We start from the raw sequence: 17,383 nt of genomic DNA, 5'->3' as shown, positions 1-17,383 counted from the left end.
TCCATCCATGAGCACCTTAGGTCATCAATACGATAACTCACTGGTTTCCAACGCCTTTGGTTTTTTACGCCTGCCGATGAACTTCCAGCCGTATGACAGCGATGCTGACTGGGTGATTACTGGCGTGCCGTTCGATATGGCCACTTCTGGTCGTGCCGGTGGACGCCACGGTCCGGCAGCTATCCGTCAGGTTTCGACGAATCTGGCCTGGGAACACAACCGCTTCCCGTGGAATTTCGACATGCGTGAGCGCCTGAACGTCGTGGACTGCGGTGATCTGGTATATGCCTTCGGCGATGCCCGTGAGATGAGCGAGAAGCTGCAGGCGCACGCCGAGAAGCTGCTGGCTGCCGGTAAGCGTATGCTCTCCTTCGGTGGTGACCACTTTGTTACGCTGCCGCTGCTGCGCGCTCATGCGAAGCATTTCGGCAAAATGGCGTTGGTACACTTTGATGCCCACACCGATACCTACGCTAACGGTTGTGAATTTGACCACGGCACCATGTTCTATACCGCGCCGAAAGAAGGTCTGATCGACCCGAATCATTCCGTGCAGATTGGTATTCGTACCGAGTTTGATAAAGACAACGGCTTTACCGTGCTGGACGCCTGCCAGGTGAACGATCGCAGCGTGGATGACATTATCGCCCAGGTGAAACAGATTGTGGGTGATATGCCGGTTTACCTGACCTTTGATATCGACTGCCTGGATCCTGCTTTTGCACCAGGCACCGGTACGCCGGTAATTGGCGGCCTGACCTCCGATCGCGCCATTAAACTGGTACGCGGCTTGAAAGATCTCAACATCGTTGGGATGGACGTAGTGGAAGTGGCTCCGGCATACGATCAGTCGGAAATCACCGCTCTGGCTGCGGCGACGCTGGCGCTGGAGATGCTGTATATTCAGGCGGCGAAAAAGGGCGAGTAAGCGCCAGATAAGAGGCGCACGGGTGATGTGTCATTAATGTCGGATGCGGCGTGAACGCCTTATCCGACCTACGTTCGGCACTACCTGGCTTTACTTAACTCCATCCGCGCTCATACGATCGTGAATATGCTGGGCGCGTTCGGCGGATGCAGGATGGTCGTCAAACATTGAGCTTTGGCGGCCTTCTTCCAGTTTCGCCAGTTTTTCAAAGCTGGTGGCAAGACCTGCCGGGCTGATACCGCGTTGGCGCAGCAAGTCGTAGGAGTAATCATCGGCCTCTGATTCCTGACGTTGGGTAAATTGCGAATTGACTAGCTTTTCGCCCAGGTCTCCCAGTTGTGATTGTGACAAACTGCCGACAATTCCGCCTGCAGAGGCCGCCGCAACGCGAATTGCGTTTGTACCAAGTGCTACCTGCATTCCTTTCTTCACATGGCCTAATGCCACGTGCCCCATTTCGTGACCGAGCACCGCTTCGACTTCGTTATCCGTCATCATATCCATCAGCCCGCTATAGACGCGGATACAGCCGTTAGCCATTGCAAAGGCGTTCACATCCTTCGCCATATACACTTTGTAATTCACCGGCTGACCGTTGATATTGTTGCCTAGCGCATTGGCAATAGTTGTCAGACGTTTAGCGTATTCGCTATTGGCTGGCGCAATCGTCGCTTTGCTGTCCATCTCCTGGCATGCCTGATCGCTCAGTTTTTTCACCTGCGCATCACTCAAACTGTAAGCCTGAAAAGCTTCCGCTCCTGATGAGAGCAGTCCACTGGAGTCCATATTCTGGCAACCGGTCAGCACCGTAGCCACGCTCATTGCTACCAATAAGGCGCGAATTTTCATGTTTTCTCTTCCGCACAAGGTCAGGATTATTCTAAAAATGCGCCGTTTGCAGGTGAATCGACGCTCAGTCTCAGTATAAGGAAAAGCGCAGCGGACGGGCGAGTGGATTGCGCAACATGCGAGCATGATCCAGAGATTTCTGAAGCGGCAAAAGGATGTTCCATGTACATGACGCGCGGCTTGCGGTAAATTGTTGGCAAATTTTCCGGCGTAGCCCAAAACGCGCTGTCGTCAAGTCGTTAAGGGCGTGCCCTTCATCATCCGATCTGGAGTCAAAATGTCCTCACGTAAAGAGCTTGCCAATGCTATTCGTGCGCTGAGCATGGACGCAGTACAGAAAGCCAAATCCGGTCACCCGGGTGCCCCTATGGGTATGGCTGACATTGCCGAAGTCCTGTGGCGTGATTTCCTGAAACACAACCCGCAGAATCCGTCCTGGGCTGACCGTGACCGCTTCGTGCTGTCCAACGGCCACGGCTCCATGCTGATCTACAGCCTGCTGCACCTCACCGGTTACGATCTGCCGATGGAAGAACTGAAAAACTTCCGTCAGCTGCACTCTAAAACTCCGGGTCACCCGGAAGTGGGTTACACCGCAGGTGTAGAAACCACCACCGGTCCGCTGGGTCAGGGTATTGCCAACGCAGTCGGTATGGCGATTGCAGAAAAAACGCTGGCGGCGCAGTTTAACCGTCCGGGCCACGACATCGTCGACCACTACACCTACGCCTTCATGGGCGACGGCTGCATGATGGAAGGCATCTCCCACGAAGTTTGCTCTCTGGCGGGTACGCTGAAGCTGGGTAAACTGATTGCGTTCTACGATGACAACGGTATTTCTATCGATGGTCACGTTGAAGGCTGGTTTACCGACGACACCGCAATGCGTTTCGAAGCTTACGGCTGGCACGTTATTCGCGATATCGACGGTCATGACGCGGCATCCATCAAACGCGCAGTAGAAGAAGCGCGCGCAGTGACTGACAAACCGTCCCTGCTGATGTGCAAAACCATCATCGGTTTCGGTTCCCCGAACAAAGCCGGTACCCACGACTCCCACGGTGCGCCGCTGGGCGACGCTGAAATTGCCCTGACCCGCGAACAGCTGGGCTGGAAATACGCGCCGTTCGAAATCCCGTCTGAAATCTATGCTCAGTGGGATGCGAAAGAAGCAGGCCAGGCGAAAGAGTCCGCATGGAACGAGAAATTCGCTGCTTACGCGAAAGCTTATCCGCAGGAAGCCGCTGAATTTACCCGCCGTATGAAAGGCGAAATGCCGTCTGACTTCGACGCGAAAGCGAAAGAGTTCATTGCTAAACTTCAGGCTAATCCGGCGAAAATCGCCAGCCGTAAAGCGTCTCAGAATGCTATCGAAGCGTTCGGTCCGCTGTTGCCGGAATTCCTCGGCGGCTCCGCTGACCTTGCTCCGTCTAACCTGACCCTGTGGTCTGGTTCTAAAGCAATCAACGAAGATGCTGCAGGTAACTACATCCACTACGGTGTTCGCGAGTTCGGTATGACCGCGATTGCTAACGGTATCTCCCTGCACGGTGGTTTCCTGCCGTATACCTCAACCTTCCTGATGTTCGTGGAATACGCACGTAATGCCGTACGTATGGCTGCGCTGATGAAACAGCGTCAGGTGATGGTTTACACCCACGACTCCATCGGTCTGGGCGAAGATGGCCCGACTCACCAGCCGGTAGAACAGATCGCTTCTCTGCGCGTGACCCCGAACATGTCTACATGGCGTCCGTGTGACCAGGTTGAATCCGCAGTAGCGTGGAAATACGGCGTTGAGCGTCAGGACGGCCCGACTGCGCTTATCCTCTCCCGTCAGAACCTGGCGCAGCAGGAACGTACTGAAGAGCAGCTGGCAAACATCGCGCGCGGTGGTTATGTGCTGAAAGACTGTGCTGGTCAGCCGGAACTGATCTTCATCGCGACCGGTTCTGAAGTTGAACTGGCTGTTGCCGCCTACGAAAAACTGACTGCCGAAGGCGTGAAAGCGCGCGTGGTTTCCATGCCGTCTACCGACGCATTCGACAAGCAGGACGCGGCTTACCGTGAATCCGTACTGCCGAAAGCGGTTACCGCTCGTGTTGCGGTGGAAGCTGGCATTGCTGACTACTGGTACAAGTATGTTGGCCTGAACGGTGCTATCGTCGGCATGACCACCTTCGGTGAATCTGCTCCGGCAGAGCAGCTGTTTGAAGAGTTCGGCTTCACCGTTGACAACGTTGTTGCGAAAGCAAAAGCGCTGCTGTAATCGGTAAGATGTTTTGTGAGAAGGGCCGCAAATGCGGCCCTTCAGATTGTTGGCAAAGTGCGCGTTGTTTATGCCGGATGCGGCGTGAACGCCTTATCCGTCCTACAAGATTTTGCAAATTCAACATATTGCAGGAAGTATGTAGGCCTGATAAGCGTAGCGCATCAGGCAGTTTTGTCTTTGCTATCAGTCTCAAGGGCCGCGAAAGCGGCCCTTTTTTTACTTAGTAGAGATAAACGGAACTGTGCTGCCGGGGATCATGGTATCGGGCAGTTTACCGTCCCAACGCTCAGCAGTGGTGAGGGCAACAAGTCCGGGATTCTCCCGCAGAGCTTCACCGCGCAGGCGGATAGCTTCTGCTTCAGCCGCACTTTTTAAACGAATAGTTTCAGCCTCTGCCGCGCCTCTTACGCGAATAGTTTCCGCTTCTGCTTTGGCTGCCGCTAGTTTACTGTCTGCTTCCGCCTGGGCCTGAGTTACCGCTATTTGCGCCTGGATTTTCTCCGTTTCCAGATTTTGCTTACGCGTGGCAATGGCGACTTCTGCTTTCATTCGGTCTTCAATCGACTTTTCATAAGCGTCAGAAAAATCAATATTTTCAATCTGGACCCCGTCAATTACCACTGGCCCAACAACGGCTTTGCGCATGGCATTTTGCAGATCCTGAACCAGTTTTGTGCGATCCTGTACGGCGCTGATGGCGGTATATTGTCCGAAAACGTTCTCCAGTTGAGTTGGCAACTGACGGACAATCAGACGATCTTTTAATGCTTCAATGGTGTTGTAGGTGGTATAAACCGCGCCTGCTTCTGAAGGTTTAATGTGGAAGCTGACTGATACTGTCATTTGTGCCGGTTGCTGGTCGCGGCTGTAGGCCTGTAATCCCTGATAGACCACAGCCTGATTACGCGTGGAAATTTTCTCTACGCTTTCCATAAAAGGGATCTTAAAACCCAGCCCCGGCTCGGCAACTTTTACGATTTTTCCGTAGCGCAGCAAAATGCCGCGTTCACCTTCATTAACGGTGTAATACGAGAGAAATGGCAGCACAACCACGGCAAGCACGCCAATGGCGATAGCAAGAGATTTTTGTGGGCGAAATGAGGTTAATGAAACAGGTGCTTTCATATGAATCTTCCTTGAGTAAAGTGGGGAATATGTCACATGAGGTAAGGAGAAAATAGCCGACAGGTGAGAATTCAGAATCTATAAAGGGGTATAGCGAAAAAACGTTGCATTAAAAAAGTATGTTTTCGGACATTCAATAAATAAATGGCGATATGCATCACAAATACAACAACAATCAAAATGTTGATTTTGTGATAAACGTAACAAATACAAAGTTGACTTTAAAAATATCAATTTCATGTTGTTGTTATTTAAGGTTTTATTATTTTTGTTCATGGGGTTTTTCTTCTCGCGTACCCAATTGCTTTCATTAAACCGCACGCGTATTTTATTTTTACCGCCGGACGGTACCCTAAAAATAAATAAGGATAATTTATGCGGCTTATTGATTATTTTCCAGAATTATCAATCTCAGTTATACATTCAACAAAAGACTGGCAGGAAGCTATCAATTTCTCGATGGCATCACTGTTAGCAAAAAACTATATCAGCGAGAATTACATTCAGGCTATTAAAGATTCCACCATCAGCAATGGTCCTTATTATATTCTCGCACCAGGCGTGGCAATGCCTCATGCGCGACCGGAATGTGGAGCGCTTAAAACCGGGATGTCTTTGACGTTACTTAAACAAGGCGTTTATTTTCCGGGGAATGACGAACCGATTAAATTACTCATCGGACTTTCTGCTGCCGATGCCGATTCGCACATTGGTGCTATTCAGGCGTTAAGTGAATTACTGTGCGAAGAAGAAATACTCGAACAACTCTTAACCGCATCATCAGAAAAACAATTAGCGGACATTATCAGCCGCGGATAATTACTCTCTCCTCTACAGGATAATATTATGGAAAACAAGTCTGCTCGTGCAAAGGTCCAGGCTTTTGGGGGATTTTTGACTGCAATGGTCATCCCCAATATCGGTGCTTTTATTGCCTGGGGATTTATAACGGCATTATTTATTCCCACCGGCTGGCTGCCGAATGAACATTTCGCCAAAATTGTTGGTCCGATGATTACCTATTTATTGCCCGTGATGATTGGTTCTACCGGTGGTCATCTGGTCGGCGGTAAACGCGGGGCGGTCATGGGCGGAATAGGTACTATTGGTGTGATCGTCGGCGCAGAGATCCCGATGTTCCTTGGCTCAATGATCATGGGACCGTTAGGTGGGCTGGTCATAAAATATGTCGATAAGGCACTGGAAAAACGCATACCTGCCGGTTTTGAGATGGTTATCAATAACTTCTCATTAGGTATCGCGGGGATGCTCCTTTGTCTGCTGGGTTTTGAAGTTATCGGCCCGGCGGTGTTAATTGCTAATACTTTCGTCAAAGAGTGTATTGAGGCGCTGGTACATGCGGGTTATCTACCTTTGCTGTCAGTCATCAATGAACCGGCGAAAGTGCTTTTCCTTAATAATGCGATCGATCAGGGCGTCTATTATCCGCTGGGAATGCAACAGGCTTCGGTTAACGGTAAATCCATCTTCTTCATGGTGGCCTCCAATCCAGGTCCTGGTCTGGGGCTGCTGCTGGCGTTTACCTTGTTTGGTAAAGGGATGAGTAAACGTTCTGCGCCCGGGGCGATGATTATTCACTTCCTCGGTGGGATCCACGAACTGTATTTCCCGTATGTGCTGATGAAGCCGCTGACCATTATTGCCATGATTGCGGGCGGTATGTCTGGCACCTGGATGTTTAACTTACTGGACGGTGGTCTGGTGGCTGGCCCAAGTCCGGGGTCTATCTTTGCTTACCTGGCACTGACGCCGAAAGGCTCGTTCCTGGCGACAATTGCCGGTGTTACGGTAGGTACCCTGGTGTCCTTTGCTATTACTTCGCTGATACTGAAGATGGAAAAAACGGTGGAAACGAAGAGCGAAGATGAGTTTGCTCAGTCAGCCAATGCGGTTAAGGCGATGAAACAAGAAGGTGCATTCTCGTTAAGCCGTGTTAAGCGTATTGCCTTTGTTTGCGATGCAGGGATGGGCTCCAGTGCGATGGGCGCAACCACCTTCCGTAAACGCCTGGAAAAAGCGGGGCTGGCAATAGAAGTAAAACATTACGCCATAGAAAACGTGCCTGCGGATGCGGATATCGTCGTTACTCACGCCAGTCTGGAAGGGCGCGTGAAACGTGTGACGGATAAACCACTGATATTGATTAATAACTATATTGGCGATCCAAAACTCGACACTTTATTTAATCAATTAACCGCTGAACATAAACACTGATTACAGAGGTAAAAATGAAAACCAAAGTTGCTGCTATTTATGGCAAGCGGGATGTCCGTCTGCGCGAATTTGAGCTGCCAGAAATTACCGATAATGAACTGTTAGTGAATGTAATTTCTGACAGCGTTTGTTTATCCACCTGGAAAGCGGCGTTACTCGGTAGTGAACATAAACGCGTCCCCGACGATTTAGAAAATCATCCGGTCATTACCGGGCATGAATGTGCCGGGGTTATTGTCGAAGTGGGTAAAAATCTCACTGGCAAATATAAAAAAGGCCAGCGTTTTGTATTGCAACCGGCGATGGGGTTACCAGGCGGATATTCAGCGGGCTACAGCTACGAATATTTTGGCGGTAACGCCACCTATATGATTATTCCCGAAATCGCCATTAACCTGGGCTGCGTATTACCGTATCACGGCTCTTATTTTGCTGCGGCCTCGCTGGCGGAACCGATGTGCTGCATTATTGGCGCTTATCATGCCAATTATCACACCACGCAATATGTTTATGAGCATCGCATGGGCGTCAAACCTGGTGGCAATATTGCGCTACTGGCGTGTGCAGGCCCGATGGGAATTGGCGCTATTGATTACGCCATTAACGGCGGCATACAACCGGCGCGGGTGGTGGTAGTCGATATCGACGACAAACGCCTGACGCAGGTACAAAAGCTGCTGCCGGTGGAACTGGCGGCCAGTAAAGGCATTGAGCTGGTGTATATGAATACCAAAGGGATGAGCGATCCGGTCCAGACGCTGCGGGCGCTGACGGATGATGCCGGATTTGATGACGTATTTGTCTATGCAGCGGTGCCTTCAGTCGTCGAGATGGCTGATGAATTACTGGCGGAAGATGGCTGCCTGAACTTCTTTGCCGGGCCGACGGATAAAAACTTCAAAGTGCCGTTTAATTTCTACAACGTCCATTACAACAGTACGCACATTGTCGGCACGTCCGGCGGTTCCACGGACGACATGAAAGAGGCGATTGCCCTTAGCGCCACGGGGCAGTTACAGCCGTCGTTTATGGTGACCCATATCGGTGGCCTGGATGCGGTGCCAGAAACCGTGCTCAATCTGCCGGATATCCCTGGCGGTAAAAAACTCATTTATAACGGCGTGACCATGCCGCTGACCGCCATTGCCGATTTTGCCGAAAAAGGCAAAACCGATCCGCTGTTTAAAGAGCTGGCGTGGCTGGTTGAGAAAACGCACGGTATCTGGAATGAACAGGCCGAGAAATATCTGCTGGCACAATTTGGCGTTTATATTGGGGAGGCCGCGCAATGATGTCCCTGGCGTGGCCATTATTTCGCGTTACGGAACAGGCAGCGTTGGCTGCCTGGCCGCAAACCGGCTGCGGCGACAAAAATAAAATTGATGGCCTTGCGGTCACCGCGATGCGCCAGGCATTAAACGACGTTGCTTTTCGTGGGCGAGTGGTTATCGGCGAGGGGGAACGATATCCTCTTTAGCGCTACGGGCGTGACGGGCGGCGAGTTGGTGAACGGTATCCAACAGACGGCGAATGGGGTGCGGACGCAGACATTACTGATCGGCGGCGCGGACCAAACGTGTAATATAATAGACTCCCTGCATTGATGGTGATCTATCGGAAGACCAATGGCGACGCTGACAGAAGATGATGTGCTTGAGCAACTGAATGCACAGGACAATTTATTTTCATTTATGAAAACTGCGCATTCTATTTTGCTCCAGGGGATACGCCAGTTTCTGCCGTCGCTGTTTGTCGATAACGATGAAGAGATCGTCGAATATGCAGTGAAGCCGTTACTCGCCCAAAGCGGCCCGCTTGACGATATTGATGTTGCGCTGCGTTTGATTTATGCGCTGGGGAAAATGGATAAATGGCTGTACGCCGATATCACGCATTTTTCCCAGTTTTGGCATTACCTGAACGAACAGAATGAAATGCCCGGATTTGCCGATGACATGGCCTGGGATTTTATCAGCAACGTCAATAGCATAACCCGCAATGCGACGCTCTATGACGCGTTGAAAGCGATGAAGTTCGCCGATTTCGCCGTCTGGTCAGAGGCGCGTTTTAGCGGGATGGTCAAAACGGCGCTGACGCTGGCAGTAACGACAACCTTAAAGGAATTAACGCCGTGAAAATTGAATTAACGGTGAATGGGCTGAAGATACAGGCACAGTACCAGAACGAAGAGATTGAAAATGTACATAAACCGTTGCTGCGTATGCTGGCGGCCTTACAGACAGTAAATCCGCAGCGGCGTACGGTGGTTTTTCTTTGCGCTCCGCCGGGGACGGGTAAATCTACCCTAACCACCTTCTGGGAATATCTCGCACAACAAGACCCGGAACTGCCCGCTATTCAGACACTGCCGATGGATGGTTTTCACCATTACAATAGCTGGCTGGATGCGCATCAATTGCGCCCCTTCAAAGGCGCACCAGAGACATTCAACGTTGCGAAACTGGCGGAAAATCTGTGCCGGGTTGTGGAAGGGGATTGTACGTGGCCGCAGTACGATCGACAAAAGCATGATCCTGTTGAAGATGCGCTGCACGTTACCGCACCACTCGTCATCGTCGAAGGAAACTGGTTGTTGCTGGACGACGAGAAGTGGTGCCAGCTTGCGCAATTTTGTGATTTCTCGATCTTTATCAAAGCTCCCGCATCTGCGTTGCGGGAGCGTCTGGTGGGGCGCAAGCTGGCGGGAGGGTTATCGCTGGCAGACGCAGAAGCCTTTTATGACCGTACCGACGGGCCGAATGTTCGCCGGGTGCTGGAAGAGAGTCTGCCTGCAAATTTGACCTTAATGATGACCGCTACGGGTGAATATCGTCTGATGGATTAACGTTCCTGATTACACCATCTTCCAGTCGCACCACACGAGAGAAATGACGCCGGGTAAATGCGGCGTCATGACTGATTGCTACGACGCTCGTGCCTCGCTGGCGGCACTTTTCCAGCCAGCTTTCAAACACGCTCAACCAATTTTCGTCAAAATCCCGACTCGGCTCGTCCAGTAGCAATAGGGGTGGAGAGAGTGCTTCCAGGCTGGCGACGGCGACCATCCGTCGCTGCGCACTATGCAGATCTAACGGATGCGCGCTGGCAGTGTCTGCTAACTGGCAGCATTGCAGGGCAGCATTGGTACGTTGAGTGATTTCATCCGCCGGGCATTTTTGCAGTTTCAAACCAAATGCGATCTCGTCAGCAACAGTGCTGTGAAAAAGCTGGTTTTCCGCGTCCTGAAACAGTACGCCAATCTTTGCCGCGCGCTGGCGGTTTTTCAGGTTTTTCATCGCTTGTTGTTGCAGCATAACCGTACCGGCTGTGGGCGTAAGAAGACCTGCCATTACTCGTAACAGCGTCGATTTTCCCGCGCCATTGTCGCCGGTCAGCGCCAACCATTCACCTTGTTTGAGTTGCAGAGAAATGTCGCAAAGACAATCCGTTGCCGCGCCAGGCCAGCGATAAGATATCTGATTTAACGTTAACATAGTGGCTGGAGCGCTCCGTTTTGCAATTGCCACGCTTGCTGGCAGTGGTTCAGGAAAGGTGTGTGATGACGTTCAAAAAGAATAATCAGCGAACCACGTTCAAGCGCCCAGTGTTGTAAGCGCTGCAACAGCATTTCGCGGGCCTGCGGCGTCAGGCGGCTAAAGGCTTCATCAAGAATTAAGAGCTTTGGCTGCATCGCGATGGCGCAGGCGATGACCACACGCTGTGTCTCTCCACCGGAGAGTGTTGCCGGGTGACGATGGCGCAACGGCTGGCACTCGGTCAGGGCCAGGGCGGCGTCAATCCGCGCCATAATCTCTTTTTCAGCAAGACACAGATTTTCTGGCCCAAAGGCAACTTCTTCTTCCACGCTAAAGGTACAGCCGGAGAGCTGCAAATAGGGCGATTGCTGGACGAGCTGGATGGTGGCGGATTGTTCATTAAGCGGGAGACGCCCAATGGGCGTACCGAGAAGCGTCCCCGTGCCGGTTATCTCTCCTGGTAGAAAGTCCGGATACCAGCCCGCCATCAGCTGCGCCAGCGTACTTTTGCCACTGCCGTTGTCACCAAAGATGGCGACCATCCCCGGTTTGACATAGTGAAAGTCATAACAGAACGGAGGATGCGTTGAGTGTGTCGGGCAATAGCGAAACTGTTCTAACGTAACCATATCCACGCTCCGAATTCAGCCAGCATTAGCAATATCATGGTGTAACGTGCTACGCGTTGTAGGGTGCTATCGGCTGGTGCCCATAACGTAGTGCGCCTATTGTTGATTCGAAATGCCCGCATATCCAGCGCCGCACCACGGACAGCAAGATCGTTTAGCGCATTGTGTGTTAGCGGAATAATTAACGCGGGCATCGCACGTAAACGCTGATACCAGCCCTCATCCAGCGGCACGCCGCGGGCGCGCTGCGCTTCATGAATAATCGCCAATTGCCGTTTTAACTGCTCAACGACCAATAACGGCCCGGCAAACAGATAAGCGACGCCCGGCGGCAGGCGAGAAGCAAACAAAGCGCGGATAAAACGTTGCACGGGGACGTACTGCATCCACAACTGTGAGGTTGAAACAATCGCCAGAATCCGCAACCAGAGCGTAATAGCATGCGCCCACCGTTCTGGAGAGCGTGGCGTGCCGCTTAGCCATTCTGTCAGCCAGCCACCGTGCACCAGCCACAATCCAGCCCCCAGCGAGAACATCAGCCAGACGACATATTTTGCCCGCCGCCGCGTGGCCTTTAGCGCAATAAGGCAGAAAAAGGTCGCCGCGCTATAGACTGGCAATATTGTCTGTGTGGGCAGGATAAGCGTGGTGCAGGCCGCCAGCGCCCACAGCGTTAAGGATGTAAACGGATGCATTTAGCGCACGGCAGCCATTGCCGGAAAATGGCGCGTGGTGCGAATCGGCAGCTGACGCAGTAAAAGCCAGACAATCACCGCTGTGAGAATTTTATCGACCAGGTTCGCGCCTATCACCGTAATCGCCACCGACTCCACCAGGTTTTGCCCCATCGAGTGCATCCAGGCAACGAACAAATCGGCTCCGCTTCCTGTCACGCCGCCGAACAGCGCAGTACGCAGCGGTACAGCGACGACCGTTACCGCAAGCGTAATAATCACGCCGCTAACAACGACTTTTGGCAGGGTGCGAAACCAACCCGCTCGCGCCAGCCAACCGGCGACCAGGCCGATGACCATCGCGACGGGCGCAAATGCGGCGGCGATCGGGTCGGTCAGCAATCCCCAGAGTAAATTGGTCAGTAAACCGGTTAGCATCCCGATCACCGGACCAAGCAGTACCGCGCTAATAAGTGTGCCGATGGAGTCGAGAAAAATAGGTAATTTGACCATGCTGGCCAGTTGCCCGCCGATCATATTGATGGCGATAGAGATAACGATCAACACCAATGCCTGACTGGAAAAGTGGCGACGCGCCATAAGAAAACCTCACTGAAAGTAGTTATTTAACGGGGGGAAATATGCAACTCGTCGTAACCAGAAAGCGCGCAAGACTGGCGGCTAAACGCCAGTTCCTCAAGGCAGCCGATCACCAGTTCAAGCGTGGTCCGCACGGTACAGCCGGGCATCATATGACCGCCAAGCATCGTGCCGTGTGGATCGGAAACGCAGAGATGAAGATGTTCACCACTCTGTTCCAGCGTGCCGTTCAATGCGATGACTTCGAACTTACCGCTTAGCAGGGCAGTGTTTTCTTGCCCGGCATAGCGTAAGGCGACGTCAGTCAGACTGCCGGTACAACCTGCAATCCACGCGGCGTGGAGTTGTTGTTGTTGCGCGAAGGCGCGTAATTGGGAGAGAACTTCCTGCCCGGGGAGCAGGCGCAGCGCGTAAAAACGTGCGGAGGAAGAATATGGGTAGGGCAATGTCATCATTGGAGTACTCCGAAACTCGGACGTATTGCGGATAATATCGACGCTGCATCAGTCATATTCTGATATAAGTCAGGGTTTGTGACGGCACAACGAAAAGATTTTGCTACGCTTATTCGTGATTCTGCAAAGTGGAATAAATTCCGCAGGGGCGGGGCTGAAAACGTGACGTAAGTCAGATAATTGTCTTATTTGACTGGACAATCATTCCTTTTATTCCACGTTTCGCTTATCCTAGCTGAAGCGTTTCAGTCGATTAAATGTTCGACAATTAACCAATCAGTCGCAGTTTGCGACAGGTAAGGTTTCCCCGAACGATTTGCTGGATTACTCTGTCTGGCAAATTTGCTCAGGGAAAACCTTGCAGGAGATCTATGACCGTACGCGTAGCGATAAATGGCTTCGGTCGCATCGGGCGTAATGTGGTTCGTGCTTTGTATGAATCCGGACGCCGTGCGGAAATTACCGTGGTGGCAATCAACGAACTGGCGGATGCTGCGGGTATGGCGCATTTGTTGAAATATGACACCAGCCATGGCCGTTTTGCATGGGAAGTACGACAGGAACGCGATCAACTTTTTGTTGGTGATGACGCCATCCGTGTATTGCATGAACGTTCACTGCAATCGCTCCCCTGGCGTGAACTCGGCGTTGATGTAGTCCTCGACTGCACCGGCGTATATGGCTCCCGCGAGCATGGTGAAGCACACATTGCCGCCGGGGCTAAAAAAGTGCTCTTTTCACATCCTGGCAGTAACGATCTCGACGCGACCGTTGTTTATGGCGTCAATCAGGATCAACTTCGTGCGGAACACCGCATCGTTTCTAACGCTTCCTGTACCACGAATTGCATAATTCCCGTCATCAAATTGTTAGATGATGCGTACGGTATTGAGTCCGGCACTGTGACCACAATTCACTCCGCCATGCACGATCAACAGGTTATTGATGCATACCATCCTGACCTGCGTCGCACTCGGGCAGCCAGTCAGTCGATCATTCCGGTCGATACTAAACTGGCCGCCGGTATCACACGATTTTTTCCGCAATTTAACGATCGCTTTGAGGCGATTGCGGTACGTGTGCCAACCATAAATGTGACGGCAATCGATTTAAGCGTGACGGTGAAGAAACCTGTAAAAGCCAATGAAGTCAACCTGTTGCTGCAAAAAGCAGCACAAGGTGCATTTCATGGTATAGTTGACTATACGGAATTGCCGTTGGTCTCTGTAGATTTTAACCACGATCCGCACAGTGCCATTGTCGATGGCACTCAAACCCGGGTCAGTGGCGCACACCTGATCAAAACGTTGGTCTGGTGCGATAACGAATGGGGCTTTGCTAACCGAATGCTCGACACGACGTTAGCTATGGCTACTGTTGCTTTCAGGTAAGACGCAAGCAGCGTCTGCAAAACTTTTAGAATCAACGAGAGGATTCACCATGTCTGTAATTAAGATGACCGATCTGGATCTTGCTGGGAAACGTGTATTTATCCGTGCGGATCTGAACGTACCAGTAAAAGACGGGAAAGTAACCAGCGACGCGCGTATCCGTGCTTCTCTGCCGACCATCGAACTGGCCCTGAAACAAGGCGCAAAAGTGATGGTAACTTCCCACCTGGGTCGTCCTACCGAAGGCGAGTACAACGAAGAATTCTCTCTGCTGCCGGTTGTTAACTACCTGAAAGACAAACTGTCTAACCCGGTTCGTCTGGTTAAAGATTACCTCGACGGCGTTGACGTTGCTGAAGGTGAACTGGTTGTTCTGGAAAACGTTCGCTTCAACAAAGGCGAGAAGAAAGATGACGAAACTCTGTCCAAAAAATACGCTGCACTGTGTGACGTGTTCGTAATGGACGCATTCGGTACTGCTCACCGCGCGCAGGCTTCTACTCACGGTATCGGTAAATTCGCTGACGTTGCGTGCGCAGGCCCGCTGCTGGCAGCTGAACTGGACGCGCTGGGTAAAGCACTGAAAGAACCTGCTCGCCCGATGGTGGCTATCGTTGGTGGTTCTAAAGTATCTACCAAACTGACCGTTCTGGACTCCCTGTCTAAAATCGCTGACCAGCTGATCGTTGGCGGTGGTATCGCTAACACCTTTATCGCGGCACAAGGCCACGATGTGGGTAAATCCCTGTACGAAGCTGACCTGGTTGACGAAGCTAAACGTCTGCTGACCACCTGCAACATCCCGGTTCCGTCTGATGTTCGCGTAGCAACCGAGTTCTCTGAAACTGCACCGGCTACCCTGAAATCTGTTAACGATGTGAAAGCTGACGAGCAGATCCTGGATATCGGTGATGCTTCCGCTCAGGAACTGGCTGAAATCCTGAAGAATGCGAAAACCATTCTGTGGAACGGTCCGGTTGGCGTGTTCGAATTCCCGAACTTCCGCAAAGGTACTGAAATCGTGGCTAACGCTATCGCAGACAGCGAAGCGTTCTCCATCGCTGGCGGCGGCGACACTCTGGCAGCAATCGACCTGTTCGGCATTGCTGACAAAATCTCCTACATCTCCACTGGCGGCGGCGCATTCCTCGAATTCGTGGAAGGTAAAGTACTGCCTGCAGTAGCGATGCTCGAAGAGCGCGCTAAGAAGTAAAAAATCACAGGGCAGGGAAACCTGCCCTTGTTTCAGCGCGCTTTTAGAGCACGCACTTTTTCATACTCTAAATAATTCGAGTTGCAGGAAGGCGACAAGAGAGTGAATCCCCAGGAGCTTACATAAATAAGTGATTGGGGTGAGCGAACGCAGACGCAGCACATGCAACTTGAAGTATGACGAGTATAAGGCCCGACGATACAGGACAAGAGACATGTCTAAGATTTTTGATTTCGTAAAACCTGGCGTAATTACTGGTGATGACGTACAGAAAGTTTTCCAGGTAGCAAAAGAAAACAACTTCGCACTGCCAGCAGTAAACTGCGTCGGTACTGACTCCATCAACGCCGTACTGGAAACCGCAGCTAAAGTTAAAGCGCCGGTTATCGTTCAGTTCTCCAACGGTGGTGCTTCTTTTATCGCTGGTAAAGGCGTGAAATCTGACGTTCCGCAGGGCGCTGCTATCCTGGGTGCGATCTCTGGTGCGCATCACGTTCACCAGATGGCTGAACATTATGGTGTTCCGGTTATCCTGCACACCGACCACTGCGCGAAGAAACTGCTGCCGTGGATCGACGGTCTGCTGGACGCGGGTGAAAAACACTTCGCTGCTACCGGTAAGCCGCTGTTCTCTTCTCACATGATTGACCTGTCTGAAGAATCTCTGCAAGAGAACATTGAAATCTGCTCTAAATACCTGGAGCGCATGTCCAAAATCGGCATGACTCTGGAAATCGAACTGGGTTGCACCGGTGGTGAAGAAGACGGCGTGGACAACAGCCACATGGACGCTTCTGCACTGTACACCCAGCCGGAAGACGTTGATTACGCATACACCGAGCTGAGCAAAATCAGCCCGCGTTTCACCATCGCTGCGTCCTTCGGTAACGTACACGGTGTTTACAAGCCGGGTAACGTTGTTCTGACTCCGACCATCCTGCGCGACTCTCAGGAATATGTTTCTAAGAAACACAACCTGCCGCACAACAGCCTGAACTTCGTCTTCCACGGTGGTTCCGGTTCTACTGCTCAGGAAATCAAAGACTCCGTAAGCTACGGCGTAGTGAAAATGAACATCGATACCGATACCCAATGGGCAACCTGGGAAGGTGTTCTGAACTACTACAAAGAAAACGAAGCTTACCTGCAAGGCCAGCTGGGCAACCCGAAAGGCGAAGATCAGCCGAACAAGAAATACTACGATCCGCGCGTATGGCTGCGTGCCGGTCAGACTTCGATGATCGCTCGTCTGGAAAAAGCATTCCAGGAACTGAACGCGATCGACGTTCTGTAAGATATTCCTTTCTGCTTATCTCAAGGCCCGCTCTGCGGGTCTTTTTTTCGCCAAAAGCAAGGTGATACAGATGAGAAATCTGTGATCTATTTGGCAAAATTATGCTTTATTGTTTACCCTTGTCAGACTGCCCGTCATAAGGCGGCGGAGTGTATTTCTCCATTTTGAGTCAGTTGAAAAGG

18 protein-coding genes and 1 pseudogene are annotated in these 17,383 nt (G+C 51.6%); 12 read left to right on the top strand and 7 right to left on the bottom strand.

Annotation, left to right across the window (positions count from 1 at the left end):
• Nucleotides 1-7 precede the first annotated feature (7 nt).
• Entirely contained in the window at nt 8-928 is a 921-nt protein-coding gene (gene speB / locus C4F37_RS15005; RefSeq protein ID WP_000105562.1) for an agmatinase, read from the top strand.
• A 90-nt stretch (nt 929-1,018) separates the two neighbouring features.
• Here the strand turns inward: speB and loiP are convergent, their stop codons facing one another.
• Nucleotides 1,019-1,777, bottom strand: coding sequence for a metalloprotease LoiP (gene loiP, locus C4F37_RS15000; protein WP_001298254.1), 759 nt, complete (start codon nt 1,775-1,777; stop codon nt 1,019-1,021).
• A gap of 277 nt (nt 1,778-2,054) precedes the next feature.
• On the opposite strand from loiP, the gene tkt reads away from it, so the two are divergent.
• A complete protein-coding gene (gene tkt, locus C4F37_RS14995) occupies nt 2,055-4,046 on the top strand; it encodes a transketolase (protein WP_000098601.1) in 1,992 nt (663 codons plus the stop codon).
• A 219-nt stretch (nt 4,047-4,265) separates the two neighbouring features.
• Here tkt and C4F37_RS14990 read toward each other — a convergent pair whose 3' ends face one another.
• Complete coding sequence (locus C4F37_RS14990; protein ID WP_000646942.1) at nt 4,266-5,174, bottom strand: prohibitin family protein; 909 nt, start codon at nt 5,172-5,174, stop codon at nt 4,266-4,268.
• Nucleotides 5,175-5,549: 375 nt separating this feature from the next.
• On the opposite strand from C4F37_RS14990, the gene cmtB reads away from it, so the two are divergent.
• The 7 genes and pseudogenes from cmtB to C4F37_RS14950 all read left to right on the top strand — a co-directional run bounded on the left by cmtB (nt 5,550) and on the right by C4F37_RS14950 (nt 10,254).
• A complete protein-coding gene (cmtB, locus tag C4F37_RS14975; protein WP_001236688.1) occupies nt 5,550-5,993 on the top strand; it encodes a PTS mannitol transporter subunit IIA in 444 nt (147 codons plus the stop codon).
• Nucleotides 5,994-6,020: 27 nt separating this feature from the next.
• On the top strand, nt 6,021-7,409 hold the full coding sequence (gene cmtA / locus C4F37_RS14970; RefSeq protein WP_000428818.1) for a PTS mannitol transporter subunit IICB: 1,389 nt from the start codon (nt 6,021-6,023) through the stop codon (nt 7,407-7,409).
• Nucleotides 7,410-7,423: 14 nt separating this feature from the next.
• Nucleotides 7,424-8,701, top strand: coding sequence for a zinc-binding dehydrogenase (locus tag C4F37_RS14965; protein WP_000853184.1), 1,278 nt, complete (start codon nt 7,424-7,426; stop codon nt 8,699-8,701).
• Nucleotides 8,698-8,871: pseudogene (locus C4F37_RS28410) on the top strand (fructose-bisphosphatase class II); the annotation flags it as partial. The gene C4F37_RS14965 and the pseudogene C4F37_RS28410, both read left to right, overlap by 4 nt.
• Entirely contained in the window at nt 8,843-9,013 is a 171-nt protein-coding gene (locus tag C4F37_RS28405; protein ID WP_369808866.1) for a fructose-bisphosphatase class II, read from the top strand. The pseudogene C4F37_RS28410 and the gene C4F37_RS28405, both read left to right, overlap by 29 nt.
• A 21-nt stretch (nt 9,014-9,034) precedes the next feature.
• Nucleotides 9,035-9,544 (top strand): fumarase E, encoded by a 510-nt coding sequence (fumE, locus tag C4F37_RS14955; RefSeq protein ID WP_000224169.1) that lies wholly within the window; start codon nt 9,035-9,037, stop codon nt 9,542-9,544.
• A complete protein-coding gene (locus C4F37_RS14950; RefSeq protein ID WP_000687713.1) occupies nt 9,541-10,254 on the top strand; it encodes a nucleoside/nucleotide kinase family protein in 714 nt (237 codons plus the stop codon). The genes fumE and C4F37_RS14950 overlap by 4 nt, the downstream gene beginning before the upstream one ends.
• Here C4F37_RS14950 and C4F37_RS14945 read toward each other — a convergent pair.
• Genes C4F37_RS14945 through C4F37_RS14925 form a run of 5 tightly spaced genes read right to left on the bottom strand, consistent with a single transcriptional unit; the run spans nt 10,226 to nt 13,303 of the window.
• On the bottom strand, nt 10,226-10,903 hold the full coding sequence (locus C4F37_RS14945; protein ID WP_000956878.1) for an ABC transporter ATP-binding protein: 678 nt from the start codon (nt 10,901-10,903) through the stop codon (nt 10,226-10,228). The two genes, C4F37_RS14950 and C4F37_RS14945, sit on opposite strands and share 29 nt — an antisense overlap.
• Complete coding sequence (locus tag C4F37_RS14940; RefSeq protein ID WP_000256973.1) at nt 10,897-11,574, bottom strand: ABC transporter ATP-binding protein; 678 nt, start codon at nt 11,572-11,574, stop codon at nt 10,897-10,899. Before C4F37_RS14940 ends, C4F37_RS14945 begins: the two co-directional genes overlap by 7 nt.
• On the bottom strand, nt 11,562-12,269 hold the full coding sequence (locus C4F37_RS14935; protein ID WP_000553241.1) for an energy-coupling factor transporter transmembrane component T: 708 nt from the start codon (nt 12,267-12,269) through the stop codon (nt 11,562-11,564). The genes C4F37_RS14940 and C4F37_RS14935 overlap by 13 nt, the downstream gene beginning before the upstream one ends.
• A complete protein-coding gene (locus tag C4F37_RS14930; protein ID WP_000113903.1) occupies nt 12,270-12,848 on the bottom strand; it encodes an ECF transporter S component in 579 nt (192 codons plus the stop codon). It abuts the gene before it with no gap.
• Between the two features lie 26 nt (nt 12,849-12,874).
• The gene (locus tag C4F37_RS14925) at nt 12,875-13,303 is read right to left on the bottom strand and encodes a PPC domain-containing DNA-binding protein (RefSeq protein ID WP_000988709.1); all 429 of its coding nucleotides are present in this window, start codon (nt 13,301-13,303) and stop codon (nt 12,875-12,877) included.
• Between the two features lie 371 nt (nt 13,304-13,674).
• On the opposite strand from C4F37_RS14925, the gene epd reads away from it, so the two are divergent.
• The 3 genes from epd (at nt 13,675) to fbaA (ending at nt 17,201) form a co-directional block, all read left to right on the top strand.
• Nucleotides 13,675-14,694, top strand: coding sequence for an erythrose-4-phosphate dehydrogenase (epd, locus tag C4F37_RS14915; protein WP_000218480.1), 1,020 nt, complete (start codon nt 13,675-13,677; stop codon nt 14,692-14,694).
• Between the two features lie 49 nt (nt 14,695-14,743).
• Nucleotides 14,744-15,907 carry a phosphoglycerate kinase gene (pgk, locus tag C4F37_RS14910; RefSeq protein WP_000111269.1) on the top strand — a complete coding sequence of 388 codons (1,164 nt, stop codon included), beginning with the start codon at nt 14,744-14,746 and terminating at the stop codon, nt 15,905-15,907.
• A 214-nt stretch (nt 15,908-16,121) separates the two neighbouring features.
• On the top strand, nt 16,122-17,201 hold the full coding sequence (gene fbaA / locus C4F37_RS14905) for a class II fructose-bisphosphate aldolase (protein WP_000034375.1): 1,080 nt from the start codon (nt 16,122-16,124) through the stop codon (nt 17,199-17,201).
• Nucleotides 17,202-17,383 lie beyond the last annotated feature (182 nt).

It is taken from the genome of Escherichia sp. R1 (assembly GCF_003000935.1).
GTDB lineage: Bacteria > Pseudomonadota > Gammaproteobacteria > Enterobacterales > Enterobacteriaceae > Escherichia > Escherichia coli.
This window is presented reverse-complemented; position numbering and strand designations above follow the sequence as displayed.